This window comes from Paenibacillus sinopodophylli (assembly GCF_005930355.1).
Taxonomy (GTDB): Bacteria; Bacillota; Bacilli; order Paenibacillales; family Paenibacillaceae; genus Pristimantibacillus; species Pristimantibacillus sinopodophylli.
The window spans coordinates 1,583,887-1,605,302 of sequence record NZ_VDBO01000001.1; the positions used below are offsets into that span (position 1 = coordinate 1,583,887).

The window sequence follows — 21,416 nt, forward strand, 5'->3', positions numbered from 1 at the left end:
CTCTCTACGTGTTAGCCTTTAACCGCGCCGACCATAACTCCGCTAATAAAGTAGCGCTGCAGCCACGGATAAACAATTAGAATTGGAAGCGTCGAGAAGATGACGCTGGCTGCTTTCAAACTCTCAGGCAGCACGGTTGCGGCTGTCATGCCTTCCATCTGCATAAGATCATGCACTTGGTTCTGCTGTATCATCTGATACAGCTTAAGCTGCAGCGGATAAAGCTCTGGACTCGTAATGTACATAAGCGCATCTTGGAAACCATTCCAACGACCTACCGCATAGAACAAGCTGAGTGTTGCCATAACTGGCAGTGATAACGGAAGAATAATTCGGAACAAGGTACCTAGATGGCTGCTGCCGTCAATGCCTGCCGCTTCTTCCAAACTTTTCGGAATATTATTGAAGAATGAAATAAGAATGATCATATAGAACGGACTGATCAAACCTGGCAATATGAGCGCCCACATGCTGTCAAGCAAGTGGAAATCACGAACCAGGATATACTCTGGAATCATACCGCCTGTGAAAAACATCGTAATAACGATAATGAGCATAAACAGCTTACGGCCCTTGAGCTCCTTCTTCGAAAGCGGATAAGCAACTGCAATCGTCATTATCATTGATAATACAGTGGACAATACAGTCAGTGCAACTGTAAAGCCAAGTGAACGAATCATCGACATATCCGAGAATACCTTGCTGTATGCCTCGAAGGTAAGCTCTACTGGGAAGAAGGATACTTCCCCAGACATGATCGGTCTGTTCGAGCTCAAGGAAATCGCAATAATGTGTATAAATGGCGCTAAACATAGCAGCATCGTAACGATAATAAAAATAATATTAGCCGTATCTATTATACGGTTTGAAGAACGTTCACTCATGTTGGTTTTCCTCCATTCTCCTCAAGCTGTATTAAATAATACTTTCATCTGCCAGCTTCTTCGAAGCATAGTTGGCGCCTAACAGGAAGATCAATCCTACAAGTGCTTGGAATAAGCCAACCGCTGTAGCCAGCGTTATTTGACCAGACTCCATCCCGATCCGATATACGAATGTACTTAGCACATCCGAATAATCTCGAACGGCGACATTACCAATAATAAATGGTCGATCAAAGCCGATTGAAATCATATTGCCGAGGCTGATAATAAGCAGCGTTGCAATCGTTGTCTTCAAACCAGGAATGGAAATATGCCAAATTCGTTTGAAACGATTCGCGCCGTCGACCTCTGCAGCCTCGAACAGCTCTTTATTAATACCAGTAAGTGCGGCTAAGTAGAGAATCGTACCCCAACCCGCACTTTGCCAGACACCTACTGCCAGATAAGTAAACAACCAATACTTCTTATCCGTCAGAAACGGAATTTGGCCAAGCCCCATCGCTTCAAGCAGATTATTAATGAACCCTGATTGTGTCCCGAATACTTGCAGCACAATACCGCCAATAATAACCCACGATATAAAGTGTGGAATATATAATACCGTTTGCGCCATTTTCTTAAACCAAGCCGCTTTCAGCTCATACAGCATAATGGCTAGCAGAAGCGGAGCCGGGAAGGAAATGAGCAGATCGAGAAAATTCAAAAGGATGGTATTACGCAGCGCATCGAAAAAATCTTGATTCTGGAACACTTCCCTAAATGCTTCAAACCCAATCCACTTACTTCCGGAAATGCCTTGGAAGAAATTAAAGTCTTTGAATGCGATCTGAACACCGTACATAGGACCATATTTGAACAGGAAAAAATAAGCTAGTGGAAATACCAACAAAATATAGAGATGCCAATTTCTTTTCAAATACATGTTTCTCATGGCCACTAATCCTCCTTGTTACTGAAATACGTGGCCGGAAGGAATGATCGGCTCATCCCTTCCACCTCGCAAGATGCATTACGTTTGTTATTTCGAGCTCATTTTTTTGTATGCTTCAATACGCTCGTCCAAGATTGCTTGCCCACCGCTAGCCATGTAATCCTTCATCATCGCAGTGTAAGTAGCCTCGAACTGATCGGTTTTCACCATCGTCGCTTTCACGATGAACTCTTGGAACTTGTCAGCCAAACCATTGCCATATTTCGATTCTGCAGCGATTGGATGGTCGAAGCGAACAGGTGCAATCGGATCTGTGTTCGAAATCTCAACCGATTTACGCATTGCTGCTTGATATTCTGTAGGCGTCTGTGCAATATAAGCATCCGTGTTTTTCTTGTCATCACCGGCAAATTTACCGTTAACGATTACAGCAAAGTCTCCGAAATTGTAAATTTTGTCGATCGCTTCCTGTGCAGCGTCTGGTTTAACAATTGGAACACCGTCTACGAGCGTAAAGTTTTCGCCTTCAATACCGAACTGGATGTCGAACAAATTCGTGCCCGATGCCATCCAATCCAAATATTTGATCGCTTCAACTGCATGTGTGCTTGATTTCGGAATCATGACATACATCCCGTTCGGCGCATACGTTGGCTTAGCGAACTTGCCTTCCGAATTTGCGAATGCATCCAGTGGAGTCATAACCGCACCCGGGACATTTGTTTGCAGGTTCTTGTACGTATTGTTTTGTGTAAAGTACAGCTCTCCCGCATCTTCACTATAGAAGCCTACACGTCCGCTTTGTACATCTTCCCAAAGCTGCTTCTTATCTTTATCAAGGCCGAAATCCTTACTGATCAAGCCTTCATTGTATAGCTTATTCATATATTGCAGCGCGTTCTTGAAACCCGGCAGCAGAGTCGGGAAGTCATTGGAACCAAGCTGTTGCGTCAATGTATATTTTTGCTCTTCTGTAAGCGGCTCGATGAACGACCACAATAGCGGCTCATATTGCGCAGAAGCAATGGTCATGCCTAGTGGAATCACTTTGCCACCTGTGTTGCCAGGGTCTTTCTCCTTGAATGCTTTCAAAGTATCGTAAAGCTGATCGCTGTTTTGTGGTGCTGGCAACCCCAGTTTATCCAACCAGTCCTGACGGACATAGGAAGCATATTTGCCTAGAACGAGACGTCTTCCAGGAACAGCGAATTGTTCTCCGTTATATTGTCCGTAAGCTAGTGTATCCTCGCCTAGAAACTTCTTTAAATTAGGTCCATACTCATTAATTAGATCCGTCAGTTCTGTCAGACCGCCTTGCTCAGCATATCGATTGAAAGTTCCAGAGTCATAGGTGAACACAATATCCGGCACTTCCGTTCCGCTAGCCATCAATACATTAAGCTTCTGAATTTCTTCCGAACGAGGAACGGGTACGAATTGAACATCGATGTTGTTTGGTACACTGAATCTTTCTTTCACCAAGTTCGTCAAATAGCTATTCGTAATCGTATAGCCTGCTGGTGTATTGCCGCGATCGAACAGCTCTACTTTTAATGTAGAAGGCTTACTTGCGGCGTTGCCGCCTTCTGCGCTTGGCGATTCATTCTTAGATGAACAAGCCGTTAATAATACGCTAGAGATTACTGTAACCGCGACTCCCATACGTGCCAACTTTCCAAAACGGTTTCTCTCCATAACCATTCACCCAAACCCTTCTCTATATGAGTATTTGTATCATCGACTTCTGCAACCTTCACCGCAGCGTCTTGATGTCACCTATTATTACATGAAACTCGAAAAACGAACAATAAACTAGATTCGCATCGAAATTTCTGTGTTTTTATGTAATTTTACCTGACATTATAAACGATTTTCGCAAAAGCAAACGATTTTCATATACCTTTACAAAGAAAAACGTCCGTTGACCTACCTTTTCAGGTATTTTCACGGACGTTTTATTTATATTCATGTTAGCTTTATTGCTCCGGTTTCATCTTGAGCTTGCGATAATCACCTGGTGTGACACCAACGATTCGTTTGAATACCCTTCCGAACGTAATGGAGTTAGCATACCCTACCTGAAGCGCAATATCTTGAATGGGACTACTGCTTCCTGCAAGCAGGTATTCCGCTCTTTGCACTCTAAGCTGCATAAGGAAATCAATAAATTTCATATCGAACTCTTCCTTGAACAAATAACTCGCATATTTGCCGGAGATTTGGAACCGATCACTCAAATGCTTTAGTGACAAATCCGGATTTGCGAAATTTTCTTCAATATAAACTTTCATTTCGCTAATCATGGCGCGATAGCTTTTGGTTTCATTCACGGATACATAGATCCGATATAGCTCAGTCAGCCAGTTGAGCTGAACTTCTCGTACTTGGGATAAAGTAGATGTCTCTTCTAGCTCTGCTTCATAGAAACGCATGCTCGTTCCATCGAACGATTTGCGAATATTATCCGATAAATCTCCGATTTCCCGCTCCAGCATCTGCATCAGTGCTTGCAGCAGCATTCGAATCTGCTCGTCCTTCATAGAATCCTTCTGGAAGGATTCGAACACGCTATCGAGCTTCGTACGCCAGCTCTCATCCGCAACTCGGAAGTCACGTACAATTTCACTGAATACTTGCAAATACTTATAGGATTGCATCGCTGTTTTGTCAGGAAGCTCCTCACTCATGACAACCATATCCTGTCCGAGCGACAGCTTGTGCTGCAGAGCTGCATTCGCCGCTTGGCAGGATACCGGAATGGTCTCCCAGTCGTCAACAATAGCGCCAACGCCAATCGCCAGTGAAAGCCCCAAATTGTCGCTAACCCACCTAAGTCCATTATCTGCAAGCGTTCTGAGTGTTTCTTTGTTCACGCTCGAAGTATGATCCCATGCGATAATGACGCCCATTCGGCTTCCGCTAATCCATTCGGACCAGCTGTGCATCATATCCTCCTCCGTAAACTCTTGGAATAGGTTCATGAGCGTAAATTTCAGCATGTTCTGATCCTTTAGCGAATAGTTTTTGCGGAAATCCCCATATTGATTGATTTCTGCAGCTATAAACACCAGCTTGCCCGGCTCAATCGGCATCGCTTCTAATTGAAGCAATCTGTCCGCTAATGAGGCGAGCCTTTCACCCTCTAACAAATCTAGAAATAGCTGCCTTCGCTGTACGAGTAAATTCTCATGATGCTGCTGCTCATAGTGCATCGTCTGCTCGATCAGCTTCTCTAATGCGTGATCAATGACGACCAGCTCGCTGTTCGCCGCTACATTTCCTCCTTGGATTTGCAGCGCCTGAATCCGATTCATCATCACTTGAATCGGCCGGTAATTTTTCCGTGTAATGTATATGATATATATGGTGCCTAGCAACACCGTTATTATACCCACAATTATCCATATATATGACACGACAGATACCCAAGCGAACAGCTGTCCTGCCCGAATGCCGCTCTCAAAAACCCAACCCGTATTCTCCGAACGAATGCGTGTTAACACATCACTATTCAGCTCTTGTTCACCGTGTGCCGCATAAACCAAACCGCCTTTTTCATTGACGATTCGCATAAACGATATTTGATTGTTCGTCATATCGTCTATCATGCGCTCAATGCCATGCATATTAATATTAACGACAACGATTCCTTCGGCGCCGAATGGGATCGGCAGCAGCTTATACATACTGATGACCCGGATGGAGGCATCAGCGTTTTTTTGCTGAAAGGGGCGAACTGCACTCCAACTGGACGATTTGTGGTCAAGCAAGGCTTGCTCCAGAAATTTGCGGTCTGCGAATAAATCCAGCGCCTTCAAACCACTTGATGTCAACACCTTCTCATCTAGCGCACGGTACAAATAAATCGAGTCAATTAAGTTATTCCGATCCAGCATGCCTTTCATTTCTTGAACCGTATCGTACAATCTGCTGCTGTCCTCCGCCTGATTGAAGCCGCTCAAAAAATCGTCATACACCTTATTCGTCTCCATCTCCTGGAGCACCGAAAGTTCTATTTCGACAAGTGAACGCTGCACCGTATCGACGATATACCCTGTTGAGATTTCATTCGCTTTTTTCGTCTCCGAGCGGGATAGCTCACCTACGATAAGAAAGGATAAGAAAATAAGTATTGAAACCGTCAATAAAAATATGGGGAAATAAGAAAACATCATCCTGCTAGACCAATTCCTTCTCATCTCATCCCCCCGCGCCGACTCTTTCATCAATCGAGAGCGGCCAGCCGCAAGGTCATCAAATGAACCAATCGAAGCCATTAAACGAGACTGCTCGCTCTCTTATTCACCCAATATAGCATGACTACCCCGATTAAGGCACTGATTGTACACGCCAAATACATCATTTCGGGTCCACCTGCATGGAATAGATAACCGTTCAACAGATTGCCGACAATTCCGCCTAAGCCGACAAAAACCATGTTAAACAAGCTTTGCCCCGTTGCCTGCATCTGTTTGCCAGATGCTGCTGCTACATACTCAACAGCGGCCACATAAAACAAACCGAAGGACAAGCCATGCAAAGCTTGAATACCGATCATGACCGAGGGTATTGGAAACAGCCACTGAATCGCCCAGCGAAGTGCATAAGCAAGCGCTGCGAGTACAAGTGTTTTTTCGCGCCCAATTCTGCCCACTACCTTGGCGGCTAGCAGCATAGAAGGAACATTGGTCATGGATGCTAATAGCAGTGCCACTCCCACCATAGAATAGCTTCCCCCAGCTTGTTGAAAAGATAACACGAAAAAAGAGTTATATGCCGTCAACGTTTGATTCACAAAAAAACAGGCAACTAGAAAAATAACAAAATTGCGGTTGCTGAGCAGTTTCTTGAATCCTTCGGACAGTGATACCGCCGACTTATAATTTTCGGATTGACCTGCAATGGATAATACAGTGATCGCACCTGCCGTACTAAACAAGAGGAATGGCATCCATAATTGCGTAATCTCGAAATGTGATAAATAAAGCCCGCCGGCATATCCTCCAAGTGCCGTCCCCAAGCTTCCTAAGCTGCGAATCGTGCCGTAAGAGGTACAGGCGTTCCGTGCTGCCGTAACCGCGTAAGAGTCAGCGATTGGGCTCTGTGTCACTTGAAATATAATTGAAATCGTATAGACCAGCACCATAATGGCAAATAGTTTGACACTATAGAAATAGCCAAGAATAGACGGCACTGAAATGCTGAGAATAAGCACAAGCTTCGTCTGACGGAATCGATCCACCATCAGCCCCCATATCGGTTGAACGATAATCGATAATAACGTTCCTATTGCCATCATAACGCCAACATCACCGGCTGACATGCCTTGGTGTACAAACAAGGTGGTTAAATACGGGTTGAACATTCCTCCTGCTAATCCTGTAAATAAGTACAGCATGCGAAGCTTTAACAGTACAGCTCTCGCCTCTCCTTTAACAACCGGCGAATCCAACGCCAATGACTTATCCATGAAGTTGATCTTCCTTTTCTGTATATTGGCTTGACCCCATCATGTTTTCTCTATTTGTATGTTTTCTATTTATAGTTGTCCTATTTCATTTCTGATTTGCTCATAAGCTTTTGTCACAGCGATGTTGACAGCACCCAACGCCACTGCCGTTTCGCCCAGAGCTGAACCAGTAAGTACTGGTCGGATCGGGAATAGCGGGTCTACCAGCTTCTCCAGCACCGGAATCAACACATCCGCATGCTGCCCAATCTCACCTCCTAGAACGATCAGCTCTGGTGCCAGAATGGTCGTTAAATTATGAATGGCCATCGCAAGCTGCTCACAATAGCTTGCGATAATCGAGAGAGCCGCTTCGTCGCCGAATCGGGCAGCATCGAATAGCCTAACAGTTGTCAGCGTAGTATGTCCGCGAAGCATAGACGGCTGTTCGTTGTCCATTAACTGTTTCGCTGCAAGCTTAAGCAAGCCTTCCGAAGACAATAGCTCTTCAACGCGACCCTCTCTACCCAGCCTCATATGCCCAATTTCACCTGCTGCACCGCCGAGACCTCTGACCAAATATCCATTCATCACCAGTCCAGCACCAACGCCAGAGCCTATGGACAAGTAAACGAAATGAGAATTTCGAGCAGCTGCTCCGCTGCTTTTCTCAGCCATTGTCGCTAAATTAACATCGTTCTCGATCAGTACATGAGCTGGAAACGTTCGTTCAAGCGACTCTCGGGAGAAAGCATGCTCATACGCCGCTAAATCCGTTACGATTAGTGACGCTTCTCCTGACTCAGGAACGATGACTGCGGGAAGTGCGACAGAAACATAAGGAACTTTGCTCCAATCCGCACCATGCCGGGAAACCATCCACTCTACCTTCTCACGCAATACTTGCAAAAACAGCTCTGGCTGCATCTGATTTAATTCGAGCTCCTCATAATCGAGCAGTGAACCGTCTGGACGTGAGAACGCTATGCGTGCTAGGCGATCGTTCAATTCAATACCGCAAATGAAATAAGCAGAATAATTAAATTCAAGCATCGTCGCTTTGCGTCCCTGTGCATTCTCCCCTCGGCCTACTTCCTTTATTAATGCCTTATCCATTAGTCTTTGAACCGACGTCGATACCGTTGGCTTGCTTAGCTCCGCGATCCGGCTGACCTCCGCTCTTGATATTCGCCCTTGACGAAAAATAATATCCAATATAAATTGGTCATTTAACCCTCTTATATATTGCGAATCTCCTTTTTGCATACCTCTAAATAACACCCCTCCTAATTAGTAAGTTAGCTTAACTAATTATATATAAAGCTATTATAATCAGCCTTTTGAACAGCAGTCAATCAAAATATCCATATACAAATGAAAGCCTTTCCTTATTAAAAAGGAAAGGCTTTCATCATTTTTTATTGCTTACATAAGTCTCTTATGCTGCAAAAACAGCCTTTACAACTGCTCATAATAACGAACGATCTCGATGATAAGAGCACCCATTCGTTCGATTTCTGGCACAACGATACGTTTAACACCGTATTCGCTCAGCGCTTCAGCCGTAACCTTGCCGACAGCTGCCGCAACAACGTGATTCTCGAAGATTTCAAGCAATTGCTCCTTGGTGCCCGATTGTGCAGCATGCCGGAACAAATAATGCACTTGTACAGCCGTGGTGAAGCAAATCGTATCCACTGCTGCATCGAAGAGTTCTTTCATTAATAAAGCTAACGTATCTGATTCAGGCGGGACATGTCTATAAGGCAGCACCGAAACGACAGCAGCAGCGCCTTTCTCCTCTAAGAAACGAACCAGCTCCGGAGCTGGTTCACCATGCAGTTGAATCCATACTCGCTGACCTGTAAAGTCGAACTTATCCAAATTCCCCATTAGCCCATGCATCGTGCCGTCATCGTCACTGACGATTGCCTTCAGTCCAGCTCGCTTCATAAAGGCAGATGTTTTGTAGCCCCTTGTCGCAATGCTAGCCTCAGACAATCTTTCTCTTACCGCATCACCGATGCTTAACTTATCCGCAGCCCCAACCAAGCTGTCTGATCCCATACCTGTCGTCAGAATGACCCAGTCTGCTCCATCAGCCGCAAATGTCCGCAGAGGCTCCTCAAGCTGTTCCTCCTCGAACATAGTTAAACCTTGCAGAGAACGTGTAATTGGAATACCGCCCTGCTTTTCTATAATTAAACTCATCTCATCGGTTTTCCGTGAACCGGCAATAACGATTCGTTTTCCTTGCAACCCATTAGTCCCCATGATCTTCCAGCCACCGTACTTTCGCTATATTAGCCTTAGCCGAATTCATTATACCAACTGAAGCCGCAATACGCATCCTTTATGTCATATTTATGTTAGGCATTTTCCCATTGCTCTCTGAAAAACAGATCATACACCTTGCGATATATGATTTTTAGAATCATATAGACCGGTATAATGAGCAGAATACCTAATATTCCCGCAATATCACCACCGACGAGAACCAATATAATGGTTGTCAGCGGATGAATATCAAGCTGCTTGCCGAACACATAAGGGGCGACCAGATTATCTTGAATTTGCTGAGCAATCGTAATAATAACAATCGACCAGATCGCAATTGAAGGTGACTCAATAAAACCAATGATAACGATTGGTACGGAAGACAGGAATGATCCGATGAAAGGAATAAAGTTCAGAATAACGGCAACAACCGTCAGTAACAAGGCATAGGGCAAATCAATAAATAGGAATCCGATATACATCAGTATGCCGAGCGCAACATTCACAATCACTCGACCCACAATGAAATTGCTGAGCATATGGTCAATATCCCCCATCACCTCAGTCCCGTCACTTCGAAACCGCTTCGGAATAAAGCGGACAATCTGCTCTCCGAACTTTCCGCCTTCCTTCAGCATGTAGAATAATAAGATAGGGAATGTAATTAATACAATCGCGAAATTAGAAAAAAACGTAAACATGCCTGATAAATAATCGGTTAGAAGTGTAAAGCCCCGATTCAAATATTCAGTCAGCTTGGAGAGTGGATTCGAATTCTCCGGCAGAAACGTTGAGATGAAGCCGTTATGCTCAAGCTCAGCTACCTGCTCGCTCAAGGTAGTGAATAAGCTTGGTGCATTCTCAACTAAGTTCACCAATTGGGTGCGCAATGAAGGCCAGACAATGATGCTGAAGCCTACCGTGATGACGGCGAAAGCCAAATAAATAAGCAAAACAGCCAAGGTCCGGTTAACCTTGTGGCGTTCCATCACATTGACTAGAGGCCTCAGCAAATAATAGAAAAAACTCGCCAGCATCAGTGGGATAATAATCATGCTGAACAACGAGAATATTGGCCTGAATATAAAATCGACACGCGACCCCAAGTAAACAATAATGAGCATTAATATAATCGTGATACACCAACGGATAAAGCGGTTATGTCTAGCCATACGCGCACCTTCTTCTCTCATTTGAATAGGCCTGGCTTACTAATCTTCCGGTTGCAGCAAGCCTTATCGCCTACGCCTACATAGGTTACGTACCTTTTACCCTCTGCTGTCGATGGTGAAACGTTACTATAAAAACAGACCGCCGCAGAAGCCGTTTGAAGTGCTCCACTGCGGCGGTCTATTATAGGTTTATTCTAAAAACAGTTTCTCCGCATCATCCAGAGCCAGGCTATGTCCGATTGAAGAATAATCAAACTGCTTATTCCAATGCTTTTATTCTGTATATTTTTTCAAAATAATGACCGCATTATGACCGCCGAAGCCGAATGAATTGGACATTCCAATATCGACATTCATCTCTCGCGCCTTATTCGGCACATAATCCAAATCGCATATCGGGTCAGGCTCATGCTGATTAATAGTCGGAGGAACAATGCCCTCCTGCATGCTTTTCACTAATGCGATGGCTTCAGCACCGCCGGCCGCTCCCAGCATATGACCGGTCATCGATTTGTTCGCTGTCACCGGAATGCGGTAAGCCCGTTCACCGAACAGTTTCTTGATCGCGGCGGTCTCCGAACGATCACCAATTTCGGTGCTTGTTGCATGTGCGCTGATCAAATCGATCTCATCTGGCTCAATACCTGCTTCACGCAGTGCTGTTCTCATCGCTTGATAAGCACCTGTACCCTCTGGATGTGTCGCGACCATATGATAGGCATCAGAGCTCGCACCGTATCCGATAACCTCAGCGTGTATACGCGCCCCTCTACGCTGTGCGTGAGATAGAGATTCCAAAACTAGAATACCCGCTCCTTCTGCCATAACAAATCCATCACGTCCAGCATCGAATGGACGGCTGGCCTCATTCGGCTGGTCATTCCGTGTCGATACAGAGGTCGCATTACTGAAGCTTGCCAGCGAAATATCGGTAATCGCCGCTTCTGAGCCGCCGGCGATGACAACATCCGCACTGCCAGAGCGAATGAGCCTCCAGGCTTCGCCTATCGCTGTATTGCCTATTGAACAAGCCGTCACTGGCGCCATGGATGGTCCTTGTGTGCCAAGTCTGATACTAATCATAGCAGCGGCCATATTGGCGATCATCATTGGAACTAGCGTTGGACTTACACGATCAGGTCCTCGTTCATGCAAGACTGATGCTTGCTCCAGCAGGGTTTGAATTCCGCCTATTCCCGATCCAACGTAAACGCCTACGCGCTCGCGGTCTGTATCTGTCATAGACAGCGCAGCGTCTGCGAGCGCCTGCTCGGCTGCAGCTACGGCGAATTGGCTGAAGCGATCCATTCTGCGGGCATCTTTTCGGCCGAATAGCGCCTCCGCATTAAAATCTCGCACGATACCTCCGATTTTTGATTTATGCTTGCTCGTATCAAAGGCATCAATCTGTGAAATACCAGATACGCCATTAATTAAACCTCTCCAGAATGACTCAACATCATTTCCAAGCGGAGATATAACGCCCATTCCTGTTATGACGACTCGCTCCATGCCATTTCCTCCTTCGTTTCTGCTTGTTAAATAGTAGTTTGTCATAGTTAATATCCTATTACAAGTTGTCAGTTATACTAGTATAATAAGTACTACTATAACGTGAAAGCGAGGCTGCTCTCGATGATAAACCAAGAAACACGGCTGCAAGCGCTATCCGCGTTTTTAAAGTCAAAACGCGCGAAGCTGTCTCCAGAGGCTCTAGGCTTCCCCTCCGGCTCGCGCCGAAGAACACCTGGCCTGCGACGTGAAGAGGTAGCGCAGCTTGCCGGCGTCAGTTCAACCTGGTATACGTGGCTGGAGCAAGGTAGAGATATCAAGGTGTCCAGCTCGGTGCTCGAATGTGTTGCGGGAGCATTGCAGATGAATGAGGATGAGCGAAAATATTTATATGCGTTAGCCATGGAAACCAGCCATATGGCGTCTCATGCGGCCGAGGAGCAATTCGAGCTTTCCCCCTCTTTGAAGCATATTTTGCAGGAGCTCAGATTCTGTCCTACGATTATTTCGGATCGGCGCTGTCAGATCGTCGGCTGGAACGCGGCGGCTTCGCATGTGTTTATGGATTTCGACTCTCTTCCTGCCGAGCAGCGCAATATGATCAAGCTGTTGTTCGCACGAAAGGAACTGCGACGGCTAGCCGGCAATTGGGAGCATTTCGTAGGCGGGTTTCTTGCTATTTTCCGCGCTTACTATGGTCAATATGTACAGGATGATTGGTACGAACGATTTATTGAGGAAATGAAGGACAGCCATCCTGAGTTTCAATACCTATGGGAGCAAAGTCAGGTAAGCTCAGCGCCCGATGTCTTGCTGGAGTTCCGTCATGCGAAGGCGGGGAAAATGCTGTTTCACCTGACGTCGTTCCAGGTTCAGGGCAACGCGGATTTGAGATGCAGCGTGTATACGCCAGCGCCAGAAACTTCGACCGAAGCAAAGCTGAGACGGCTAGTGGAGAAGCAGGATTAATGTAGGAATCAGTTGCCGCAGCGGCTCACTCCGCCGCGGCATTCAACCGAAAGTAAGGGTGCGTGTACAAATTCGGCTTACAAGCGCATGATCGTGGCTGATGACCAGCAAGCCGATTTGGCGAACGCTTGCATGATGCAGAACAGTATGCCAGATCTGAGCTTGTGTTACGGCATCGAGCATCGTTGTCATTTCATCCGCGATTAGAAATTGCGTATTTGGACCGAGTGCTCTAGCTATGCAGCAGCGCTGCAGCTCTCCCCCCGACAGCTCATTGGGATAACGCTGCAGCCATTCTTCTTTTATACCAAGCGATTCAAGCAATTCGGTATCCGGAGACCAGCCCTCAGTCAACGTCTTGGCCATTCGCCATCTTGGATTAACCGCTCGTTCTGGATGCTGGAATATCAATTGGACAGGGTCATAGCCGGTATGATTTCGAGCTCTACCTGGCACTTTAACTTCACCTGTCAGCGGCTTCGAATAGCCCGCCAGCAGCCTTCCGAGTGTTGTTTTACCACAGCCGCTTGGTCCTATTAATCCGACAACCTCACCTGGCTGAATCGTAATCGAATAGTTTTGGAACAGCCATGGTCCATTCCCGTATCGCCAGCTTAATGCTCTTCCTTCAAGTTGCATGCATACACCTCACGATTCCGCTTCTTATTTGTCTGGACTCTTGCCGACTCACTTTACATGCATCGACTGCTCTATTGCAGCGATCAGCGAACAAGCAGCCCTGCAAACCAAGACCCATGGATGGCTGTGTCCCACTAATCGGAATAAATCCGTTCTGCGGCAATGCTCGCCATAAGGCTTGACTGTAAGGATGCCTCAATTCATTGCCCGCGCCTGAGAAATCACTTGCAGGTGCGATTTCAATAATCGATCCGGCGTAGCATACAGCTACCTTATCTGCAATACGAATGGCCGCCTCTATATCATGCGTGATTAACAATACGGCGCATCCCTCGGCCGCTAGCTGCTTGAATTGCTTGAGCGCTTCCGCAACATCATCCGGATGCATGCCCGGCGTCGGCTCATCTGCAATAATAAGTCGCGTACGGCTAAGCGCCGCGGTTGATACGAGCACCTTGCGCGCCATGCCGCCCGAGAGCTGGAAAGGAAATAACCGTGCAACATGCTCGCCAAGTCGAAAACGCTCAAATAGTCCTTTTCGCTCGCTGTGCTGTTCTATGCTGTCCTTATTCGTCTGAAGCTGCTTGCCCACTCGAATGAGCGGGTTTAAGTAGCTCACCGACTGCGGGACCAGTGCAATCTCACTCCCGCGCAATGACTTCAGCTTGGCTTCGTCCAGCTGCTCGCCGTTGTAGCGTATGCTTCCGGATATATAGGCATTCGCAGGTAAAATACCCATAATTGCATGGGCAAGCAAACTTTTCCCGGAGCCGCTTGCGCCTACAACTGCAACAATCTCACCTTCATTAATCGCCAAATCCAGCTCCTCCATGACAGTAACCATTTGCTGCCTGCTGCCCTTGGTATACTGCTGGAATGCAATCGATAATTGCTGTACCTCTAATAGCGGCATTGAGTCTCCTCCTTTCCATTAAGCTTTGCTACGTGAATCAGTGCATGTTACAAATGGGTATGCCTAGGATCAACAAGCTGACGCAAATGATTGCCCAGCTTGTCGAATGCGCGGACGGTTAAGAGCAGACCTAACCCTGGGAATACAGCAAGCCACCACATGCCAGTAGATAAATAACGCATCGATTCTGATAAAATGATGCCAATCGCAGGCTGATGCGGCGACATGCCAAGTCCGAGGAACGTAATGGCCGCCTCATGCAGCACGGCATGCGGAAACAGCACAAGCAGCCCAACGAGCAGCTGCGGCAGCAAATGCGGCGCCAAATGGCGCATCGCTATGGTGAAGCGGGAGCTCCCCAGCTTTCTTGCTACGAGCACGTAATCCGTTGACATCAACTGCAGTGCTTCTGCCCGAATAATTCGTGCTAGACTTGGCCAATGCGTGAGCATAATGCCAATTGCGATGCCCTTGAGACCGCCTCCGCAGACGAAGGCAATCAGAATGAGCATTACTAGATGAGGCACGCTTAGAAAAACATCAATGAGCCAGCTGATGATACGATCAGCAGTTTGGCCCAGCGTCGCAGCCATTAATCCCATTGCGGCAGCGATGATTACACTGCATGCCGCGCCTAGCAGGCCAACGCGAATGCTCAGCCATAAGCCCTTCACCGTACGAGACAGCATATCTCTGCCGAGCCAGTCCGTCCCGAATAGATGCAGGAAGGAAGGTGCTAGATTACGGTTCTCAAGCTGGACAGAGAGGCCCGAACTGCCTAAGAGCCAACTGCCGATACCTATGCTTGCAAGTAGAATTAAAGCTAAGATCGCAGAGATGAATGTACGGCTCCGTTCATTCCAGCGTCGGTGCCTTCGATCATGATATAATGTAGAGGTTCTATTCATCTCTGAGCCTCCTTCTGAAGCCTTAGCCTTGGATCAACCATTTGGTAGAAGAAATCTGCCAAGGCATTGCCTGTGAACACAAACAGCGTGCTGCACAGCACCAGTCCCATCAGCAGCGGCACATCGCCTCTCAGCCCAGCCTCTACAGTCGCTTGACCGAGTCCCGGATAAGAAAACACCTGCTCTGCGAGCACAGCGCCTCCGAACAATTCACCGAAAGATGCGAATTGAAGGGTAATAGCTGGCAGCGCAATATTGCGCAGGGCATGTCTGAAAAACAAGCTTGCTCCGCTCTCTCCCCTTGCTCTTGCGAACAATATATAATCGCTGTCCATAACTTCAATCAGCTTCTGCCTTGTATGCAGCGCAATAGGTGCGATGCCTACTACACTAAGCGTGACGCCGGGTAAAATCATATGCTTGATATAATCGGCTGCTGTAACGGTGCCCGCGAGCATGCCCGCAGGCACGCCGAGACCAATCGGCAGCCAGCCTAACCAGACAGCAAAAACCATCATGAGCAGCAGCCCTACCCAAAATGCTGGCGTTGAGGCGAGCGTATAGCAATAGCTTGTAATCGCGCGATCAATCCAAGAGCCTCTCTTCAGCGCTGCAACAACACCTGCCGCGAATCCAATGACACCTGATAAGCTCCATGCGAAGGCCATCAGCAAGGCAGAATGTATGAATCGTTCTGCAATGATCTTAGTAACAGACTCGCGGTAGATCATGGAGGTTCCCATATCCCCTTGAAGCATAGCTCCTGCCCACTTTATGAAGCGTTCAGCGAACGGCTTGTCGAGTCCCCAATATGCGGCAATCTCCGCCCTTTGCTCTGTTCCGACACGCATCACATCGGCACCGATGTACGATTGCACAGGATCAATCGGTGACATCGCAACAAGGGCGAAGGTGATGATGCTTACTGTGGCTAGCAGCAGAAACAAGCGTATTATTTTTTTACCCGTAAAGACTGCCAACCTTTGCAACATGCATGAACCTCTTTCTGCTGCTATTTCCAGCTCCAGCTTGCAATGTTATCCGTTACCGGCCAACCATGACCATGCGGCTGAATGCGCTGCTTGCCAATATCGAGCCCATCCTTTACGAGGTAGAGATGGTCGATATTCACCAGCCAAGCCCAAGGCGCATCCCCTTTCGCGCTGAGTCCGGTTTGACCATCCCATTGCGCTTTCGTCCAGAAGCCGATCGCTTCCTCTTCCGTACGGGCATTGAGTGCCTTCTCAAACCACTCATCCACCGCGGGATTGCTGTAATACCCTGTATTATAATAATCCACGCCACCGAAATCACTGCTATACAAATTGTACATTTCAAGCGGATCATGACTGCCCCATCCGAGCATTACAGCATTTGCATGCATGAGCGTCTCCAGTTCATCCCAGCTCTTGCCCTCTACGTTGATTTGAATACCTGCTTCCTTCACCATCTCGGACGCTGCGAGTGCAAGCGACTGTCTAGTCACGTCTCCTGCAGGATATAAAAGAGTGAATTCAGCTTTAAGTCCGTCCTTCTCTACAACACCGTCCTTATCGCTGTCAGACCAACCGCCAGCCTGTAGAATAGTGGCGGCAGCTTTAGCATCATGATCTGGGAACTTCGTGTCCTCGTTCCACCAAGGCAGACCATCGTTTGCGGTATAGGCAGGTGAACCATGACCCTCCAACACACCTTCGACCAGCTTCTCACGATCAATCACCGTATTTATCGCAAGCCTAATCGCTTTGTCGGCAGTAACGTCATTGCCGATTGGATAGCCTTTATCGGTTTGACCTCCAGTTGAGACATAAGGGAAAGCAATGCCGCGGTTATCAACGGACTTCACCGCTTCAAGCCGCATGCCTGCCACTTGCTGCTTACTGAATGCTGACGGGATATAAGCAACATCAACACTGCCCGCTTTAGCCGCAGCGAAGGCTGCATCCTCGTTCAAGAATAGAAAGGTCAGCTTCTTGAATGAAGGCTTGCTCCCATAATACGTCTCATTCGCTTCCACGATTAGCTGCTGGCCGCGATCCCACTGTACAAATGTGAAAGGACCAGATCCGATCGGCTGTTCAGCATAAGTTGCGCTATAAGCATGCTTAGGTACAATACCCGTTGTAATTAAATAATAGATAAACGTTGATTGCGGTTCTTTGAGCTGGAAAACGACCTCATCAGGGCCGGCAGATACACTCGCAAGATTCGTTAGATCAATAGCAGAGCCATTGCTCGCAGACGTATCAAATGTAAACTTTACGTCCTCCGACGTTAGCCGCTCTCCATCAGAGAATGTAACATCGGAGCGAAGCTTCACCGTCCATGTTTTGCCATCCTCGCTTACTTCATAGCTCGTCGCCAGATCACCTTCGATTTTCAAATCGTCATCCCTCTTTAGCAGCGTACTCTGAAAGAGCGGAGAACCATAGCGCCCCCAGCCTTTTGTCGGGTCGAAGCCGGTATCAGGCTCCGATCCAATGGCCACGATGAGCGAATCACTTTTGGTCGTACTGATATCCGGCTTTGTCGTACTGCAGCCTGCTGCAATGATTAGAATAAGAGCTGCATAAATAATGCCAACGAAACGTTTTCCCATGAGGACCTCCCGGAATGTCATGTTTAGTAACACGAATATGGGATATTGTAACACGTTTCCGGCTGAATATCATCCATTCATAATAGAATTCGAACGATAGACAAAACAATAGAGACTACCTCGCAAGTCCGTTCCCGAACTGCAAGGTAATCTCCATCGAACAGCCAACTTGCAGCAGAGCCTATTCCGCCGCAATATATGATCCTTAGGTATGCTTATGCTCCTTAGTAACATCATGCTTATCCGCATAGGTTACAGACAGGTCTGCATAAATAACGCCCTTCTGCGCCTGAATCTGCTGATGGAGCTCACGCAGCCGCATCAGCTCGCCTCTTACTACGATGACCTCTAAGCATTGATCATGATTCAAATGAACATGCATGTTCGAAATAATGTCATGGTGAAAACGATGCTGTACTTCCATTAACACAATTGGCAAATCGCTGACATGGTGATCATAGACGAGTACGATCGTACCCGCCACATGCTCCTGTCCACTCATGCGGGAAGGCTCCAGCAATGCTCGCCTTGCCATATCTCGAATGGCTTCCGAACGATTCGTATAGCCCTGTTCATCAATATACCGATCGAATTGAACGATCAGAGGTGCTGGGAAAGAGACTCCGAACCGCACCAGTTCTTCCTTTTCCGCCATTTGATTCACCCTGTCTGCATCATTTTCTGGAACCGGACGTCCTTGCTTTCATTACCCGATTTCGTAATCAATGACAATCACATTATCAATCAGCCCATCAAGCATCGCCACAAAGCTTTGGTGTGCGGGATGAGGTCCGTAATCCTGCAATGACTGCTGATCGCTAAAGGTTACACGAAGTCCCAGCATATAGCCTTGAATGTTGCCCGTTTCCAACGTCTCGTTACGGCCTGCCGTCAATTGGACGATGCCTGGAATCTGTGCTTGCAGGGCGAACAGAGCATCTAGAAGCTCAGCTTCTTTATTCTGTGACAACTCTTCCTTGAATTTGAAGGAAACAATATGCTCGTACATCATAAGTAGATCTCCTCTCGCAGCTCAGTTGCTTGTCTATTTCAATCCATCATAACACATAGCTCAGCATTTCGTTTGTTCCAGAATTGGATGGGCTGGATTCCTTCCAATTGGTTCTGTACAAGCACAGCGAAGTCCGTTACCGTTAAGTTAGCAACTCAATAATCAATTTTCAGCAAAAAAGGATGAACCGGATATGTGGAAGCCAGATCGTTCTGCCCCGATACCCTTGTACCAGCAAATCGTTGATCATATCGAACGCGGCATTTCGTACGCGCAGCTCCCTCCAGGCAGTTCTCTGCCCTCTGAGCGCAAGCTTGCGGAGCAGCTTGGCGTCAATCGTAGCACTGTTATGCAAGCCTATGAAGAGCTGCGTGCTTCAGGCTTAGTGGAAAGCGTAGTTGGCAGCGGCACTCGCGTCAGCATGACCAAGTGGGGCGTTTCTCAGGTGCATACGCCGAATTGGCGCTTATATACAGATGGCGGTACCTTTCTTCCCAATCTTCCACTCATGCGAAGAATCAGGGAAGTTACACAGTATGAATCAGCCATAATCAACTTCGCAAGCGGTGAGCTATCGTCTGATTTATTCCCTAATCAGATCGTCAGCCGTATACTGCGTGAGGAATCATTCGGTGAGCATCTCGGCTATGATGATCCACAGGGCTTTCTCACGCTGCGACAAGCGATTGCGGGCAGATTGCTGCGAGATCAAGGCATACGTACATCAGAGTCCTCTATGCTTGTAACATCCGGCTCGCAGCAGTCTTTATATCTCATTACACAATGCCTGTTGTCGCCTGGCGATGCCGTCGCGATCGAGGACCCATCCTATACGTATTCCTTGCCGATGTTTCAATCCGCAGGCTTGCGCATATTCCGGCTGCCCGTCCACTCGGACGGAATCGATCCCGAGGACATCATTGCCTTGTACCGCAAACATCGCATCCGAATGGTTTTCTTGAATCCTAACTTCCAGAACCCGACTGGCACGACGCTCAGCGATGTCAAAAAGAAAAGGGTGCTGGCCATTGCCGCAGAGCTTCGCATTCCAATCGTGGAAGATGATCCGTTCAGTCTGACGGGCTTCCAAGGCATTGTTCCTGCACCGCTCAAAGCGATGGATCAAGACGGCATTGTGCTGTACATCGGCTCTCTGTCCAAAATAGCCGCTTCTGGACTTAGAATCGGATGGCTGGTAGCGCCACAATCCGTCGTCGAGCGATTATCCGATGCTCGGCAGCAGATGGATTTCGGCCTCAGTATCGTAGCGCAATGGACAGCTGAGAGGCTTCTCTCCTCAGGGGAGTTCGATATTCATCTCCAGATGCTGCGAGAATCACTGAACCAAAAACAACGTTTTATGGTAGACGCTTTAACCGATAGCTTGCAGGAGAAAATCACCTTTTCCCCTCCCGTTGGGGGCTTGAATATATGGTGCAGGATCAAACATCCCGCTGATGACGGCAAATTGCTTGAGGAAGCAATCAAACGAGGCGTTGTTTTTGTTCCCGGAAGTGTGTATGGCTCCGAGCCCGGATACGTTCGCTTCAGCTATGCAAAGCCTAAGGCAGAAGAGATCGCCTCTGGCATCTCCGCCTTCGCAGAAGCGCTGGAACGAGTCTAATAGATGCAGAAAGGAGTGAGTTCCCATGACTTACATTGTCATCTTGAGCGCCTTGTTCTTCGGCGGCATCATTTATATACTGATGGCTGGTGCCGGCATTATTAGAGACGACGATCAGATTCAGGATCAAATCCTGAGCCAATTGAACAAAAAGCATTAACGATATGAGCTGAGCTAACTCTAAGCAGGCTGTATCAATACTCATACAAAAGAACGCATGTGTGCGATCACAGCCTCCGTTCGAGCTCACTCTTACGGCAATCCAACTCCATAAGAGCATATTTGCGCTTACAGCACACTAATTCAAGTTACTTAGCTGCTATAAGAGCATACTTGCTCTTACAGCTAACGTTCGAGCTCACTCCTACACCATTCCGACTCCATAAGCGCACATATGCGCTTACGGCACACCAATTCGGGTTATTTGGCTGCTGTAAGAGCATAGTTGCGCTTACAGCTAACGTTCGAGCTCACTCCTACACCATTCCGACTCCATAAGCGCACATATGCGCTTACGGCACACCAAT

The 21,416-nt window shown here is 47.3% G+C and carries 19 protein-coding genes; 3 read left to right on the forward strand and 16 right to left on the reverse strand.

Annotated elements, in window-relative coordinates; all coding sequences use genetic code 11:
• Positions 1 to 11 precede the first annotated feature (11 nt).
• From FGT79_RS07310 to fabF, 9 genes are all read right to left on the reverse strand, one after another.
• Complete coding sequence (locus FGT79_RS07310) at positions 12 to 884, reverse strand: carbohydrate ABC transporter permease (protein ID WP_138752054.1); 873 nt, start codon at positions 882 to 884, stop codon at positions 12 to 14.
• 31 nt (positions 885 to 915) lie between these two features.
• Positions 916 to 1,815 carry an ABC transporter permease gene (locus tag FGT79_RS07315; protein ID WP_138752055.1) on the reverse strand — a complete coding sequence of 300 codons (900 nt, stop codon included), beginning with the start codon at positions 1,813 to 1,815 and terminating at the stop codon, positions 916 to 918.
• 87 nt (positions 1,816 to 1,902) lie between these two features.
• Positions 1,903 to 3,516, reverse strand: a complete 1,614-nt coding sequence (locus FGT79_RS07320) for an extracellular solute-binding protein (protein WP_425464988.1) — start codon at positions 3,514 to 3,516, stop codon at positions 1,903 to 1,905.
• 275 nt (positions 3,517 to 3,791) lie between these two features.
• The gene (locus FGT79_RS07325) at positions 3,792 to 6,092 is read right to left on the reverse strand and encodes a helix-turn-helix domain-containing protein (RefSeq protein ID WP_246096197.1); all 2,301 of its coding nucleotides are present in this window, start codon (positions 6,090 to 6,092) and stop codon (positions 3,792 to 3,794) included.
• Positions 6,092 to 7,285, reverse strand: coding sequence for an MFS transporter (locus tag FGT79_RS07330; RefSeq protein WP_138752056.1), 1,194 nt, complete (start codon positions 7,283 to 7,285; stop codon positions 6,092 to 6,094). The genes FGT79_RS07325 and FGT79_RS07330 overlap by 1 nt, the downstream gene beginning before the upstream one ends.
• A gap of 69 nt (positions 7,286 to 7,354) precedes the next feature.
• Positions 7,355 to 8,530, reverse strand: a complete 1,176-nt coding sequence (locus FGT79_RS07335) for an ROK family transcriptional regulator (RefSeq protein ID WP_138752057.1) — start codon at positions 8,528 to 8,530, stop codon at positions 7,355 to 7,357.
• Between the two features lie 192 nt (positions 8,531 to 8,722).
• On the reverse strand, positions 8,723 to 9,538 hold the full coding sequence (locus FGT79_RS07340) for a uroporphyrinogen-III synthase (RefSeq protein ID WP_138752058.1): 816 nt from the start codon (positions 9,536 to 9,538) through the stop codon (positions 8,723 to 8,725).
• 95 nt (positions 9,539 to 9,633) lie between these two features.
• Positions 9,634 to 10,713: an AI-2E family transporter gene (locus FGT79_RS07345; protein WP_138752059.1), complete on the reverse strand. Its 1,080-nt coding sequence runs from the start codon at positions 10,711 to 10,713 to the stop codon at positions 9,634 to 9,636.
• 273 nt (positions 10,714 to 10,986) lie between these two features.
• Positions 10,987 to 12,225 (reverse strand): beta-ketoacyl-ACP synthase II, encoded by a 1,239-nt coding sequence (gene fabF / locus FGT79_RS07350; RefSeq protein ID WP_138752060.1) that lies wholly within the window; start codon positions 12,223 to 12,225, stop codon positions 10,987 to 10,989.
• A gap of 126 nt (positions 12,226 to 12,351) precedes the next feature.
• Here fabF and FGT79_RS07355 point away from each other — a divergent pair, with 126 nt between their 5' ends.
• Positions 12,352 to 13,194: a helix-turn-helix transcriptional regulator gene (locus FGT79_RS07355; RefSeq protein ID WP_138752972.1), complete on the forward strand. Its 843-nt coding sequence runs from the start codon at positions 12,352 to 12,354 to the stop codon at positions 13,192 to 13,194.
• Positions 13,195 to 13,236: 42 nt separating this feature from the next.
• On the opposite strand, the gene FGT79_RS07360 is transcribed toward FGT79_RS07355, so the two are convergent.
• The 7 genes from FGT79_RS07360 to FGT79_RS07390 form a co-directional block, all read right to left on the reverse strand.
• On the reverse strand, positions 13,237 to 13,833 hold the full coding sequence (locus FGT79_RS07360; RefSeq protein ID WP_138752061.1) for an ABC transporter ATP-binding protein: 597 nt from the start codon (positions 13,831 to 13,833) through the stop codon (positions 13,237 to 13,239).
• Positions 13,823 to 14,746 (reverse strand): oligopeptide/dipeptide ABC transporter ATP-binding protein, encoded by a 924-nt coding sequence (locus tag FGT79_RS07365; protein ID WP_138752062.1) that lies wholly within the window; start codon positions 14,744 to 14,746, stop codon positions 13,823 to 13,825. Before FGT79_RS07365 ends, FGT79_RS07360 begins: the two co-directional genes overlap by 11 nt.
• A 47-nt stretch (positions 14,747 to 14,793) precedes the next feature.
• A complete protein-coding gene (locus FGT79_RS07370) occupies positions 14,794 to 15,654 on the reverse strand; it encodes an ABC transporter permease (protein WP_138752063.1) in 861 nt (286 codons plus the stop codon).
• Positions 15,651 to 16,646, reverse strand: a complete 996-nt coding sequence (locus tag FGT79_RS07375) for an ABC transporter permease (RefSeq protein WP_138752064.1) — start codon at positions 16,644 to 16,646, stop codon at positions 15,651 to 15,653. Before FGT79_RS07375 ends, FGT79_RS07370 begins: the two co-directional genes overlap by 4 nt.
• A gap of 20 nt (positions 16,647 to 16,666) precedes the next feature.
• Entirely contained in the window at positions 16,667 to 18,253 is a 1,587-nt protein-coding gene (locus tag FGT79_RS07380) for an ABC transporter substrate-binding protein (RefSeq protein WP_138752065.1), read from the reverse strand.
• Positions 18,254 to 18,458: 205 nt separating this feature from the next.
• Complete coding sequence (nikR, locus tag FGT79_RS07385) at positions 18,459 to 18,908, reverse strand: nickel-responsive transcriptional regulator NikR (RefSeq protein WP_138752066.1); 450 nt, start codon at positions 18,906 to 18,908, stop codon at positions 18,459 to 18,461.
• Between the two features lie 51 nt (positions 18,909 to 18,959).
• The gene (locus FGT79_RS07390; RefSeq protein WP_246096198.1) at positions 18,960 to 19,265 is read right to left on the reverse strand and encodes a Dabb family protein; all 306 of its coding nucleotides are present in this window, start codon (positions 19,263 to 19,265) and stop codon (positions 18,960 to 18,962) included.
• 193 nt (positions 19,266 to 19,458) lie between these two features.
• Here FGT79_RS07390 and pdxR point away from each other — a divergent pair, with 193 nt between their 5' ends.
• On the forward strand, positions 19,459 to 20,889 hold the full coding sequence (pdxR, locus tag FGT79_RS07395; protein ID WP_138752067.1) for a MocR-like pyridoxine biosynthesis transcription factor PdxR: 1,431 nt from the start codon (positions 19,459 to 19,461) through the stop codon (positions 20,887 to 20,889).
• Positions 20,890 to 20,914: 25 nt separating this feature from the next.
• A complete protein-coding gene (locus FGT79_RS32230) occupies positions 20,915 to 21,049 on the forward strand; it encodes a hypothetical protein (protein ID WP_281285908.1) in 135 nt (44 codons plus the stop codon).
• Positions 21,050 to 21,416: the final 367 nt, after the last annotated feature.